The organism is Saccharopolyspora gloriosae (assembly GCF_014203325.1).
Classification (GTDB): Bacteria; Actinomycetota; Actinomycetes; order Mycobacteriales; family Pseudonocardiaceae; genus Saccharopolyspora_C; species Saccharopolyspora_C gloriosae.
Genome location: NZ_JACHIV010000001.1, coordinates 1,212,279 through 1,225,086, shown reverse-complemented (window position 1 = coordinate 1,225,086; position 12,808 = coordinate 1,212,279). Strand labels below are relative to the sequence as shown.

Annotated in this window: 13 protein-coding genes; 5 read left to right on the top strand and 8 right to left on the bottom strand. The window is 71.6% G+C overall.

Translation table 11 applies throughout. The annotated features are described in order from the left end of the window. The first annotated feature begins 45 nt into the window (after positions 1-45). Positions 46-780: an SDR family oxidoreductase gene (locus tag BJ969_RS05605; RefSeq protein WP_184477793.1), complete on the top strand. Its 735-nt coding sequence runs from the start codon at positions 46-48 to the stop codon at positions 778-780. Between the two features lie 205 nt (positions 781-985). Here the strand turns inward: BJ969_RS05605 and BJ969_RS05600 are convergent, their stop codons facing one another. From BJ969_RS05600 to BJ969_RS05590, 3 genes are all read right to left on the bottom strand, one after another. Continuing rightward, positions 986-1,573 carry a TetR/AcrR family transcriptional regulator gene (locus BJ969_RS05600; RefSeq protein ID WP_343071241.1) on the bottom strand — a complete coding sequence of 196 codons (588 nt, stop codon included), beginning with the start codon at positions 1,571-1,573 and terminating at the stop codon, positions 986-988. Between the two features lie 183 nt (positions 1,574-1,756). Beyond that, positions 1,757-2,182 (bottom strand): HIT family protein, encoded by a 426-nt coding sequence (locus tag BJ969_RS05595; protein ID WP_184477792.1) that lies wholly within the window; start codon positions 2,180-2,182, stop codon positions 1,757-1,759. A gap of 36 nt (positions 2,183-2,218) precedes the next feature. Beyond that, positions 2,219-2,881, bottom strand: coding sequence for a stage II sporulation protein M (locus BJ969_RS05590; protein ID WP_184477791.1), 663 nt, complete (start codon positions 2,879-2,881; stop codon positions 2,219-2,221). A gap of 523 nt (positions 2,882-3,404) precedes the next feature. On the opposite strand from BJ969_RS05590, the gene BJ969_RS05585 reads away from it, so the two are divergent. From BJ969_RS05585 to BJ969_RS05575, 3 genes are all read left to right on the top strand, one after another. Beyond that, positions 3,405-4,154 (top strand): response regulator transcription factor, encoded by a 750-nt coding sequence (locus tag BJ969_RS05585; RefSeq protein WP_184477790.1) that lies wholly within the window; start codon positions 3,405-3,407, stop codon positions 4,152-4,154. After that, on the top strand, positions 4,151-5,263 hold the full coding sequence (locus BJ969_RS05580) for an ATP-binding protein (protein WP_184477789.1): 1,113 nt from the start codon (positions 4,151-4,153) through the stop codon (positions 5,261-5,263). The genes BJ969_RS05585 and BJ969_RS05580 overlap by 4 nt, the downstream gene beginning before the upstream one ends. Before the next feature lie 756 nt (positions 5,264-6,019). Further along, positions 6,020-7,243, top strand: coding sequence for a PLL family lectin (locus tag BJ969_RS05575; RefSeq protein WP_184477788.1), 1,224 nt, complete (start codon positions 6,020-6,022; stop codon positions 7,241-7,243). A 163-nt stretch (positions 7,244-7,406) separates the two neighbouring features. On the opposite strand, the gene BJ969_RS05570 is transcribed toward BJ969_RS05575, so the two are convergent. From BJ969_RS05570 to BJ969_RS05555, 4 genes are all read right to left on the bottom strand, one after another. Further along, a complete protein-coding gene (locus tag BJ969_RS05570; protein ID WP_184477787.1) occupies positions 7,407-8,072 on the bottom strand; it encodes a type VII secretion system-associated protein in 666 nt (221 codons plus the stop codon). A 3-nt stretch (positions 8,073-8,075) separates the two neighbouring features. Then, the gene (locus BJ969_RS05565) at positions 8,076-9,368 is read right to left on the bottom strand and encodes a YrhB domain-containing protein (protein WP_246456687.1); all 1,293 of its coding nucleotides are present in this window, start codon (positions 9,366-9,368) and stop codon (positions 8,076-8,078) included. A gap of 147 nt (positions 9,369-9,515) precedes the next feature. Further along, positions 9,516-9,938 carry a hypothetical protein gene (locus BJ969_RS05560; protein ID WP_184477786.1) on the bottom strand — a complete coding sequence of 141 codons (423 nt, stop codon included), beginning with the start codon at positions 9,936-9,938 and terminating at the stop codon, positions 9,516-9,518. Positions 9,939-10,031: 93 nt separating this feature from the next. Continuing rightward, positions 10,032-11,969, bottom strand: coding sequence for a hypothetical protein (locus BJ969_RS05555; RefSeq protein WP_184477785.1), 1,938 nt, complete (start codon positions 11,967-11,969; stop codon positions 10,032-10,034). 6 nt (positions 11,970-11,975) lie between these two features. Between BJ969_RS05555 and BJ969_RS05550 the strand changes: the two genes are divergently transcribed. Next, entirely contained in the window at positions 11,976-12,236 is a 261-nt protein-coding gene (locus tag BJ969_RS05550; RefSeq protein ID WP_184477784.1) for a hypothetical protein, read from the top strand. On the opposite strand, the gene BJ969_RS05545 is transcribed toward BJ969_RS05550, so the two are convergent. Next, entirely contained in the window at positions 12,226-12,807 is a 582-nt protein-coding gene (locus BJ969_RS05545; RefSeq protein ID WP_184477783.1) for a hypothetical protein, read from the bottom strand. The genes BJ969_RS05550 and BJ969_RS05545 overlap by 11 nt on opposite strands. Between the last annotated feature and the right edge of the window lies 1 nt (position 12,808).

Genomic DNA, 12,808 nt, shown 5'->3' with positions numbered 1-12,808 from the left:
CAGAGTTGTGGACGTAACGGTCCATAACTGAGGGAGGTGGGCGGCGTGGCCGTCCTGACGGACAAGGTCGCCGTGGTCACCGGCGGCAGCAGCGGCATCGGGCTCGCGATCGCGCGGGCGTACCGCGACGAAGGCGCGCGGGTGTTCATCACCGGCCGCCGCAAGGAAGCGCTCGACGCGGCGATCGCCGAGCTCGGCGAGAAGGTGACCGCCGTGGTCTGCGACTCGGCCGTGCCCGCCGACCTCGACGCGCTCTACGAGACCGTTCGCGAGCAGGCCGGACACGTGGACGTCGTGGTCGCCAACGCCGGCATCGGCATCGAGGCCGCGTTCGGCGAGGTCACCGAGGAACAGGTCGACGCCCTGTTCGCCACCAACGTCAAGGGAACGATCTTCACCGTCCAGAAGGCGTTGCCGCTGCTGCGGCCTGGCGCGTCGATCATCCTGACCGGCTCGTCCGCCGCGACCCGCCCGCAGAGCGGCCTCGAGGTCTACGGCGCGACGAAGGCCGCGGTGCGCAACCTGGCCCGCGGCTGGGCCCACAGCTCGCGCCGGTACGGCTTCCGGGTCAACGTGCTCGCGCCGGGCATGGTCCCCACGCCGGGCCTGCTCGACCTCGTCGACGCGGACACCCGCGACCAGGCGAAGGGGATCATCCCGCTGGGCCGGCACGGCGAACCGGCGGAGATCGCCGCGGCAGCCGTCTTCCTGGCCTCCGATGCGTCGAGCTACGTCAACGGCTCCGAGCTCGCCGCCGACGGCGGTGTCGCGCAGGTCTGACGCCCGGGCCGGGCCGTCGCGCGAGGTTCACCCTCGCGCGACGGCCCACGCCTTCGATCCCCGAAGATCGGGCCGGAGCACCGGGCTCGAAGCACCGGCCGTCCACGCCGGTCACCGACGCTCGGCCCAGCGAGGCGCGCGAGCGGCGACTCACGGCGGAGATTCTCCAGGCGCAGAGCCGGAATTCGCCGGAGCAACCCGCCCGCTACGCGGGCAGCAACCGCCCCAGGGCGGACTCGGCCACGGAGGCGAGCACGTCGACGCCCATACCGGTCCGCCCGAGCGCGACCACGCCGAGCTGGGCGGCGAGGACCGCGTAGGCGACCGGCCCGGCGTCCGCGCCGGGATCCACATCGCCTTCGCGCTGGGCCCGCTCGATCGCCTCCGCCAGCACTGCGGCGGTCGCGTCGTAGCTGCGCCGGGCTTCGGCCGCGACGTCCGGCATGCTCATCGCCAGTTCGGCCGTGCTGTTGGCCAGCAGGCATCCGCGCTGGGCGGACGTCCCGGTGGAGTCGCAGCTCGGACCGCGCACGAACTCGCGCACGAAGTCGACGCCCCGCGACGCGGACGCCGACCGCTCCTGGAGCGTCCGCACGTTGGCGTCGTTGTACTCGCGCAGCACCCGCAGGAACAAGGCGCGCTTGTCGCCGAAGGCTCCGTACAAGCTGCCCTTGCCCAGCCCGCTGACGCGCATGAGGTCGTCGACCGACGTCGCCGCGTAGCCCTTGTCCCAGAACTCCTGGCGAATCGCCTCGACGACGCGATCCTCGTCGAACTCCCGCGGCCGTGGCACACCGCGATGGTACGCGTTCTTGACCGACCAGGACAGAAACCCCCGGTCAGTCCGGACGGGAGCCGAGCCGGAAAGCCCCTTGGAGGGTGCCGCGCCCGAGTCCATCCACATCGGACAGACCTGAACGGTCGCCCCTGTCCGCTCCCACCGGCCCGGGAGCGGTCGCTCCGAGCGATTTCCAGGTCACCCCAGGGCTTTGCCGAGTCGGCCGCCCAGCTCGGCGATCGTGTTCACATCGCCCGGCACGGGCGACCAGGGCAGCGTCAGCCGGTCCTTGGACTTGTCGGTGTACCGGGGGATCACGTGCAGGTGGAAGTGGAACACCGACTGCCAGGCGTCGGCCCCGCAGCAGTTGAGCAGGTTCACCCCGTCGGCACCGAGCTCCCGGACCGCCGCCTTCGCGACGCGCTGCGCGGCCAGCGTGACGGCGGCCAGGTCCTCGGCCGAGATCTCGAACAGGTCCTTGCTGTGCCGCTTCGGAACGACCAGCAGGTGGCCGTCGGAGGCCGGGTTGATGTCCATGAACGCGAACGTCGTCGCGTCCTCCGCCACCTGCACGCTCGGCACGTCACCGGTCACGATCCCGCAGAACAAGCACTGATCACCCATGCGGTCGAGGTTAACCGGTGAGCGTCCGGGAACGGATCACAGCAGCAACTGGCCGAGCGGGTGCACGAGGTACCGCAGCGAGTACGCCTCCCACACCGCGCCGACGACGAGCAGCACCAGCGCGGGCAACGCCAGCAAGCCGATCCGCCGCAGGCCCCGGACATAGCCCTGGCGCCGGTTCGTCGCGCCCACGGCGCGGGGGAACAGCCAGTGCCTGCCCAGCAGGTACGCGCCGAGCAGGAACAGGATGTAGGCCTGGAGCTCGATGACGACGGTCAGCGAGTGCGGGATGAGCGCCACCCACCCCTGCGCGGAGACCGGAACGATCGTGATGCCGGTTTCGACCGCCCAGTAGCCGAAGAACGCGAGCCCGGCGAAGGGCACGACGAGGGACGGCACCACGATGGTCAGCAGGCTCAGCCGGAACAGGTTGACCCCGAGGATCGTGAGCGCGAACAGCGGCGGAGTGTTCACCAGCCAGCGCACCAGCTCACCGGTGCCGTCCTCCTCCAGCGACGCCGACCGCGCGACCTGGAGCTCCGGGAAGGCGAGCCCGAGCACGAACCCGACGGCGAACAGGCCGTAAGCGGCCGCGTTGATGAGGAGATAGGCGCGCACGTTCTCGCGGACGAGCCGGAACGGCCGCCGCCAGAACGAGACGTGCGCGGATTGATCGACGCGAGTCGGCTCGAATGTCATGCGCCCATTGCATCCCGCCGGTCACCGCGCGTGCAGTGGCGCGAGGTCACCGGCGGACATGACACCACGTCACCCACCCCGGTCAGGCGAGCAGACCACGTTTCGGCGCCCTCGCACGCCGCTCGGGGCGGACTCGGTGCACCGGTCCGGCCGTCACCGGACGGTGGGCGAGGCCGGGGCAGAACCAGCTACCCGTTGCTGTTACCTGACCGAGAAAGCCTCGGTCACCGACCAGCGCCAAGCCCGCGCCCGAGGGGCTCGCAGGAAGGTCTCGCGCCGCCCTCGTTCCTGGTGAAGGGCTCGTCAGGGCGAGGATTGCCGAGTCCCGCCCGACGTCGCACCACACCGGCACCACCAGGCCCGATCGTCCCGGCGGCGACCTCCGCAGCCGCCACCCGGTCAGCGCGGGGGAACACCATGGGGGGAAGATCTGCGCAATGCAGTGGCTCGATCGCCGTGTCGTGCACGCCTTGATGCGACGACGAACCGCGCGGCGAGTTCAAGATCGAGAACAGGTTGGTAGATGACGCAGCCGGGCCAGACGACGGACGGCGGCTCACGCGCTGGGCAGCTGCGCGTGCTGGTCGTGGAGGACGATCACGCGGTGGCCCAGGTGATCTCCGACTACCTGCAACGGGCGGGATACAGCCCGGTGGTCGTCTCGGACGGTGCGGTCGGCCTGCAACTGGCCCACCAGATGGCACCCGACCTCGTGATCCTCGACGTGATGTTGCCCGGCTTGAACGGCATCGAGGTCTTGCAGCAGCTGCGCACCCGCAGCCAGGTTCCGGTGATCATGCTCACCTCGCTGGGCGCCGAGAACGACCGGCTGCGCGGGCTGGGAGCCGGCGCCGACGACTACCTGACCAAGCCGTTCAGCCCGCGCGAGCTGGTGATGCGGGTGCAGGCCGTGCTGCGCCGGACCACCACGACGCCGCTCGCCCCGGCCAACGAGGTGGTGCGGGTGGGCGACCTGGAGGTGGATCGGGCCGCGCGCGTGGTCAGCAAGGGCGGGCAGAAGCTGACGATGACGAACAAGGAGTTCGAGCTCCTGGTCTTCCTGCTGGACAACCCCGGACGGGTGTTCCGCCGGGACGAACTGCTGCGCGAGGTGTGGTCCTACGACTTCGGCGACGCCTCCACGGTCACCGTGCACGTGCGGCGGTTGCGGTCCAAGATCGAGGACGATCCCGCGCGTCCCACCGCGCTGGTGACCGTGTGGGGCGTCGGGTACCGGTTCGACCCACCCGGCGGACCCGGAGCACCCCGGTGAATCCGCTGGTGATCGCGCTGATCGCGATCTGCGAATCCGTCGGGATCGGCCTGATCGGCGCAGCGGTGCTGCGCGTGCTCCGGCGGCACTCCGTCGAGGTGTCCCTGGTCGCCGTCGTCGTGATCACCGTGTGCGCGCTGAACGCGAGCACGTTCACCATCGTGCTGGTGGGGCAGACGGATCAGCTGCCCGCATCGACGAACCTGGCGGCGAACCTCGTGTCCGGGTTGGTCTCCATCGGGATCGGACTGCTGCTCGGCCGCTCGGTCGTGCGGGGCAGCCGGCAGCTGACCGACGCCGCGCGCGCGTTCGGCCAGAACCAGCGGTTCCAGCTGGCCGACGACCCGCCGACCGCGGAACTGGCCGAGCTGGCCCGGGAATTGCGCGTGACCAGCGCCAAGCTCGCGGAGTCCCGCAACCGCGAGCAGGCCGTGGAGGCGTCCCGGCGGCAGCTGGTCGCGTGGATCTCGCACGACCTGCGCAGCCCGCTGGCCCGCTTGCGGGCGATGACCGAGTCCTTGGAGGACGGCGTCGCCGACGACGTGCCGGGCTACTACCGCAAGATCCGCGGGGATGCCGATCGGCTGACCGGCATGGTCGACGACCTCTTCGAGCTCTCCCAGCTCCAGGCCGGAACCTTGCGCCTGACGCTGCGGGAGGTGGCGCTCGACGACTTGCTGAGCGACGTGGTGGCCGGTCTCGACGTGCTGGCCGACCAGCGCTCGATCCGGCTGCGGCCGAACCGCGTCGAGCCGGTCACCGCCGCGGTGGACGACCGGACGATGACCCGGGTGTTCAACAACCTGCTGATGAACGCGATGCAGTACGGGCCTGCGAACACGACGGTGTCGATCGACGTGCTGGTCGAGCACGGCTGGGCGATGGTCTGGATCTCCGACGAGTGCGGCGGAATCCCGCCGGAGAACCTGAGCTCGGTGTTCGACGTGGGCTGGCGGGGCGGGCAACGCGCACCCGGCGCCGAGCGGGGCGGCGGGCTCGGGCTGTCCATCGCGCAGGGGGTCGTGCGGGCCCACGGGGGCAACGTGTCGGTGCGCAACGTTCCGGGCGGATGCCGCTTCGAGGTCCGGTTGCCGCTGCACGCGGGCTGAGCCGTTCGGCTAGGCGGTACCGAGAAGCACGCGAGAGGAAGCGTTCCGCCGGATCTCCCGGTCACCGCACATTCCACGGATACCTTGCACGACGGTTGAAATCTTCCTGAATTGCCGCGCGGTGAACAGCGTCGAATGGGCTCCTCGACCACTCGTCGCGCATTCTTCGCGAATCGCGAACAACGGCACCGGCGAATTCGGCCGGCCGAGCGCGCCACGGTGCCGGGCGATCGCGACCCGGCCACGTCCGCGATCCGGTTCGCCCACGTCCGCGGCCGAACGACGTCCACAATGGACGTTCGCATTCCTCGTCGGAGGCGCGAGCAACCATGCCGTTGCGGCATTCTTCCAACGCCGCCACGGGTCGGGCCCGCTCCCGGCCGCACGCCCGATCGCGGGACACCACCAGCACGGACCGCGTCCGAGGTGGATCACGAGGCGGCACCTACCCTGCGAAACCTGGACGCACCGGTGAGTACCTCCAAAGGGGCAACGTATTGCCTGCTCACGTGGCGGCCCGTTCCGGAAAGCATCAACCGTGCGTAATGTCCGGTTTCGAACAGTGGTAAATTCGAACCTGAATGGCCCAATGGCGTGTCGTGGAGGTCTCCAGTGCCGCTGTTCTCGGTCAACGATCAGTCCGGACGCTCACCGGACGGACGCGATTCCTCAGAAACGACCCGGTGGACCGGGGCCGACGACGCTCCGACCGTTCCCCTGCCCAGGATTCGCGCCCGCAGCGGTGATCGGAAGCGCTTGGCGGCGGTCTGCCTCCTCGGAGCCGCGCTGCTCGCGACGCCGATCCTGCTCGTCGGCTGGTTCGTGCCGAACGCGGTGACCCTGGATGACGAGAGCTTCCCCGGCTCGCCGGTCGCACCGCTCGAGGACGGGCCGTCCGACGGGTTCCGGCCCGACTACGCGAGGGACCCCGCGGCGCGGGCGGTCTTGGACGGCAAGTGGCGACTGACCCACCTCGCCAGGAGCAAGCAGGGCACCGTGGTGCGCACCCACCAGATCGCGCCCGCGCAGGACGAGATGGCCGGGTGGACCGACCTCGGCGGGAGCGCCGCCGGGAACCCGGTGACCGTGCCCGACTCGGACAAGCGGATGGCGGCGTTCGTGATCGGCGCCGACGGCTCGTTGTCGTACAACCCGCAGGTGGAAGCGGACGCCTCGGCGCCGGGCACGTGGCAGGACCTCGGCGGCGCGCAGCTGATCGGCACGCCCGCGGCGGCGCAGGACGCCACGGGCAGGCTGCACGTGTTCGCCCGTTCCACCGCGGGAGGGCTCTGGGAGACCCACCAGAGCCGGGCCGACGAGGGCGGTTGGACCGGACTGCGGGAAATCCCCGGGCCCCCGATCCAAGACGATCCGGTCGTGCACGTCGACTCCCAGCACACGTTGAAGCTCTTCGCGCTGGGCGGCGACGGAGTGGTGCGGACGCACGCGCAGGCCGCCCTCGGTGCGGACGAGTGGAACCCGGCGCAGCAGGTGCCCGGCATAGCGGCCACCTCGCCGTCGGTGATCCTCGATGAGTTCGGCAAGTTGCACTTGTTCGCCCAAGGCCCCGACGGCGAGATCGTGCAGAGCAGCGAACGCGACACCGCGACCAACGTCTGGAGCGGTTGGCGGACCTGGCGGCAGTGGCGCAGCGAACCCGGCGCGTTCGCCGGTCGGCCGATGGTCGCCACGGGCGCCACGGGGATTCTGGTGCTGTTCGCCCGCGACGCGAACGGAGCCGTCCACGAAAGCTGGCAGTCCGAGTCGCAACGCTTCAGGTGGTACCCCTGGCAGCCCCACGAAGGTGATCTCGCCGAGCTGACCGCCGCGGTGAAGGACTCCGCCGGGAAGATGGTCGTGTACGGGATCGGCAGGGACGGGAGCCTGACGCGCACCCGTCAGGACAGCCCCTCGAGCGGGCCGTGGCACGAGTGGTCCACGGACCTCGGCGGCGAGCTCGACGTCACCACCACCAGCTGAGCGTCCGCACGCGCCGCGCCATCGACGTTCCCCGGCAGGTCGTCGAGGTCGGACCGGCCGTTCCGGCAGCGCTTTCGCCGTGGAACGAGTGGAGATTTCGCTGCCCCGCCCACGCCGTAGCGGTGCGCCCGTGCACCCCGAGATCCGTGACGCCGCACCGGCATCAGTCGGCGCGCACGGGCTGCTCCTGCGCACCAGGGGGTCCGGCCGCGGACGCGAACGCGTCCCCGAGCGCCGCTGCCTCGATCCGCATCGACGCCGGAGCTCCCGGATTCAGCAGCACGTCGAGTCCCGCCGCCGGCAGTCCGCCGGCCAGTTCGTCGACCGTCACCTCCACCCACCGCGCGTCCGGTACGCGGCGCCGGTGCACCGGGGACGTGGCCACCAAGACGGAGAGCGCGTCGTCCGGGGACTCGGTCACCACCGTCCTGCCCTCCGCGTCGACCGCCAGGCCCAGCACCACCTGCGACAGCCGTTCCAGCACCTCGGCGCCGTCGGCGCGGTCCTCGACCGCCAGTTGCAGGGCGGCATCGACCGGGTCGGTCGGCAGGCCCGGCCGGGACGGTTCGTAGTGCGGATTGGCCCGGAACAGGGCCGTGTCGCCGCCGCCCTCGACGAACCAGCCACCGACGACGGCCGCGGCGGGCGGCGGCTCGTCCTTGTCCTCCCAAGCGGGGTCGAGCAGGAAGTGCCAGCGGTCGCCCTCCCCGAACTCGGCGCGCTCGGCGGCGTCGGCCAGCGCATCCTCCCAGACCTGGTCGTCGGTCCTGGCCTCGTCGTCGGTCCCGGCCTGCTCGTCCACTTCGGCCTCCTCGTATCCGGTGCGCACCCGCTACTGGAAGCGCACGACGTGCAGTCCCAGCGGCGCCTGGTCGAAGGCGGGCAGGCCCTCCTCGGCCATCGAGTCCACCAGTCGCACCCCGCCGTCCCGCTGCGTCGCGACCAGCAGGTTGCCCACCGTTTCGCGCTCGCGGGCGTCCTTGCGGCGCACCCACACCAGCGCCCTGGCGCCCTCCGGCGCCTCCGACAGCTCGGAGAGCACGTCGCCCCAGCGCTGGTGCTCGGAAGTGCTCAGCGGCTCACCGAGCTCGCGCACCGTGGGCTCGTACCACGCCGCGTTGGCGGGCAGCGGCGGTTCGGGCAGGTCCTCGTCGCCCTCGTCCCACTGGGACAGGTAGGCCCACGGGTCGTTGTTGGGCAATCCGAACGGAACGGCGCCCTGCTCCTTCGGCACCACCAGCGCGGCGTCGAGCATCTGGTCCCGCCAGTCACCCGACTCCAGGAACCGCGGCGTGGTGCAGGCGAACAGCCAGCCCCGCTCGGTCTCGTCCGCGGCGTCCGGCTCGACCAGCACCGCGTCGTCGCCGTAGGCGTGGTCCAGCCAGCTCTCCGCCTTGCCGATCGCGGATTCCAGGTCGGGGGCGACGCCCTCCCACGGCAGCGCGAGGACTTCGACGGCCCCGGGCAGGGGGCGGTGGAAGCGGGCCACCTCGATCTGCACGACCTCGTCGTCGTCCAGGCCGGCCAGCGTTCCGCGCTGGCCGTCGAGGACGATCACCTGGTCCTCGTCGTGGAACGCGTACAGCAGGTGCCCGGTGATCTCGACCCCGCCGAGCTGCCTGCGCAGCCACATCACGCCCCGGGTGCCCGGTCCGCCCTCCAGGATCACTGAGGTGGCGTCCTGCCAGGTCGAGCAGGTGCTCAGCTCGGCGCCCGGGAAGTGCGCGGCCAGCATCCGGCCCCACCAGCCCGGTGCTTCGTCCATCGGTTCCCACGGCAGCGCCGAGGCGGGAAAGCGGTCCACCGCCGCGTCGGTGGCGATCAGGCAGCCCCGCGCGTTGCTCCGCCAGCGCCACGCCCCTGCGGCGGCGGAGCCGTTGATCTCCTCGTCCAGCGGATCGGCGTTGGCCACCGGGAAGGGCTCCCCGCCGTCCTTGGGCACGGCGATGGTGGCGGCCAGCAACGGCTCGCTGGAACCGGCCGCGTAATCGCAGGCGAACAGCGCGGTCCGCGCCCCGTCCCGCAGCGGCTCGTCACCGGTGAGGGTGACCAGCCCGCCGTACGTGCGCTCCAGCCACTCGGCGCCCCGACGGGCAAGATCGTCGCTCATCATCACCTCGGTCATTCGTGCGCACCTTCGCGGCCCGGGAAGTCCTCGTCATCGTGGACCTGGGGGGCGCGAGCGGTCTCGGACGGCGGCGGGCGCAGCGGGGAACCCCCCACGGGCGGCCCCGCTCACCGGTCTCGAAGGCCCGCGGTCCACCACCGCCGCCTACTCCCACTCCATGTCGAAATCGGAATCGTCCGCGACGTTCTCGGCGTAGTCGAGCACGCTCTCGGCCTCGTTCCGGCTGAGGCCGTACCGGTCGGCGAGCTCGCCGGGAGTGCAAGGCTCGAAGTTCTCCCGTGCCTCGCGCGCGTACTGCAGCGCCTCGTTGCGAACGTGCGCCTCGCTCAGCCCGAGTTCCCCGGCCACCTTGGCGTACCCGGGACGACCGTCGACGCGGTCCACGTACTCGTGCGCGAGCCGTTCGACGACGAAACTCGCCGCATCGGAGGAAAAGCCGTACCGCCGGGACACCTGGTCGACGGTGTCCGGGGAACCGCTGCGCGCCCTCGTCAGCGCGTGGTCGAGGACGACGGCCATGAGGTCCTCGTCGGCGTCGGCCCTGCTGATCCGGTACCGAGCTCGCAACTCGTCAGCAGCGCACCACTGGCCACGATCCACCGACGCCCGCACATGGGATCGTGCGGCGGTGCGGCGGGTGCGCCGGACCCACTCCCCGTCCTATCCGAACATCGCCGCCAGGTCGTTGTGGGTCGTTTGAACGGCCAACGCGGCGTCAGCCAGGAACTCACCCGCGGCGGCGTCGATCTGCTCCAGCGCCCAAGACCGGCTCCTGCCGTACTTCTCGGCCAGCACCCCATCGCCGATCGGCTGCACGCGATCCGCCGCCTCGCGCACGTCGAGCCGGGCGAGGGCATCGCGGTGCCGGTCCAGAGCTCCCGTGTCGAGGCCGTAGCCCTGAGCGAACTCGGCGATGGCGTGCGACCGGCCGGCCGCCTGCGCGTCGTCGAGCACCGCGGCGGCGATGGCCCGCTCCGCCACGTCGCGGCCGATGCCGCGCCGCCGAGCGAGCGCCTCGACGGCGTGCGGGGCCGCGCCGTCCCGCACCGCTGCGCGAGCATCATCGCGCGCGGCACGCGAGATCCGGTCTTCGCCCCACCGGACGACCATGTGGTAGCGCTCGGCGAGTTCCTCAGCGCTGTACGGCGCCGGACCGGCCGGGTCCGGCGCGAGCTCGGCCTCCGCGGCGCTGTTGACCCGGTCGCGCAGCCGGCCGCTGTCCACCTCGAAGGTCGTGGCCAGCCTGAGCAGCGAAGCGGCGGTGAACGTGTCCCCACTGCTCGACCGCTCACCAGCGCCTCGCAGGTAGTAGAGGGCGGCCTCCTCCCTCCGGTCGTCGACCCATTTCTCCGTCCTGCCGGTTCTGGCGGACAGGCGCTGCACGACTTCCGCTCTTCCCGCGGACCTCACCATCATCGCCAGCGCTTCGACGGTCGTCAGCGTCTGCACCAGGTGCTCGGCCTCCGCCTCGCCGATCCCGTACTGCTGGGCGACGGTCTCGGTCGAGCGCAGCGGCTGTTGACCGGCGAGCAGTGCGGCACCGATCCAGAACAGTCCTTCTTCCCGGCCGAGGCCGAGGGGTCCGGTCAATTCTTCGAGGGTGCGAGGAAGACCGAGTTCGCGCAGCTGTTGCTCCCACCCGGCGGCCCCGGGGCCGTCGTACCCGTACACGATCCGGTCGCCCGCCGCGCGAACGTCGGCGAGACCGTCCGCGACGAGTTGGTGCTCGACCGCCGCGACGCTGATTCCGTACCGCTGGGCCGAAGCGGCGGTGTCGACCCGGTCATCGCCCGCATCGGCGCGCATCGCGGCACCGATCCGGTCGAAACCCCACCTGGAATCCTTGCCGAACCTCTCACCCAGTTCGGTCGCCGAATAGGGCACCTGCCCGTCCGCCGCCGCGCGGGCGAGGTGGCGCGCCGCCGAGCTGAGCTGCTGCTCGACGCTGTCAACGGCCACCCCGAAGCGACGGCTCAGATCCGTCACGCGGATTCCGCGCACGAGGTCGTCGGAGTCATCGCTGTCGGAATCATCGGTATCGAGCTCGCGCTCGTAGTCCGCGGTGCCGCCGGAGTCCCCGGCGTTGATGAGCCTTCGGCGGTGCAGGTCGTCGAAAGGAGTGCGCAGTGCGAAGGTGCGCACCGCTTCCCGCACCGCTTGCCGCTGGGCCGTGCGGCTCAACCCGAACTTGTGGTGCACCACGCGGGGATGCGCCAGCGTCTCGCGGATCAAGGCGGCGGTGATCTGCAGCGCGGCCCAGTCCTCGGTCCGCGCGTATCGCTCGGCCGGCTGCGCCGCCGAGTACGGCACGGTGGTCCGAGTCGCGACGATCACGTCGTGCTGCGCGACGTCGGCGATCAGGTCGTTCACGGTGTCCGGCCGGACGCCGAGCTCGGCGGCCGATCGTTGCACCGACTCCGGTCCGATCGGCCGACCGTCGCGGACGTACCGCTGGATCAGCGCGGCGGCGTTCTTCCTGGTGTGCTCGAACGCGAACGCGTCACTGATCCGACGACCGGCCCAGCCGAGGTCCATGCCGTACTTCGCGGCCAGCGCCTCGGAGTCGTACTGGTCACCGCGTCCGGATGCCGCCAGCACGTCGGCGTGGGCGACCTGGTCGATCTGGTCGAAGGCCCGCGCTCGTGGCTTGCCGAAGGTCTCGGCCAGCTCCTCCGCGGTGCGCTGCGGCCCGCTTCCACGGCGGCGTGCACCTGCGCGCGAGCCCGCTGCGCGGCGCCCGAGGCGGTGCCGAGGTCGTCGCCCAGCGGACGGGAGACCCGGGTGAACGGCCAGGGCTGCACGAGCCCGGTGGTGTCGCGGGCGTCCTCGATCCGCTCGGACGCCCAACGACGGCTCATGTCGTAGCGGCGGCCAGCTCGGCGGCGGTGTGGGAGCCGCCGCCATCGATGGCCTCCCGCGCGTCCGCGAGCGCGGCGAACCCGATCAGCTCCCTCGCGCGCGTCGAGGAGAAGCCGTACTTCGAGGCGAGCGCGGCCGGCGTGTGCGGGCGGCCGTCGCGGGCGGCCTCGCGCGCGTCGGACGCCCCCGCGACGGCGATGAGCGTGTTCGCGGGCAGCGGGTGATCGCCGAACCTGGCGGCCAGGTCGTCGGCGTCGTACGGACGGCCGAGGTCCGCGGCGGCGCGCAGCTCGGCGACCACGGCGGCTTCGAGCAGTGCGGTGTTCTGCTTCTCCGTGGCCCCGAACCGCTCGTGCAGCGACCCGGTGCCGCGCAACGGCGATTCCGCGCTCGCCGCCCGCAACTCGGCTCCGAACTCGTCGGCGGCGCGGAGCACCACGTCCCGCGCCCACTCGCCGTTCTTGCCGTACTTCTCCGCCAGGGCGGTCGGCCCGAGCGGCCGACGCGCCGCCGCGGCGGCCAGCACGTCGGCGCGCGCGACGGAGTCGATCTGCTCGAACGCCCGCTGCCTGCTCATC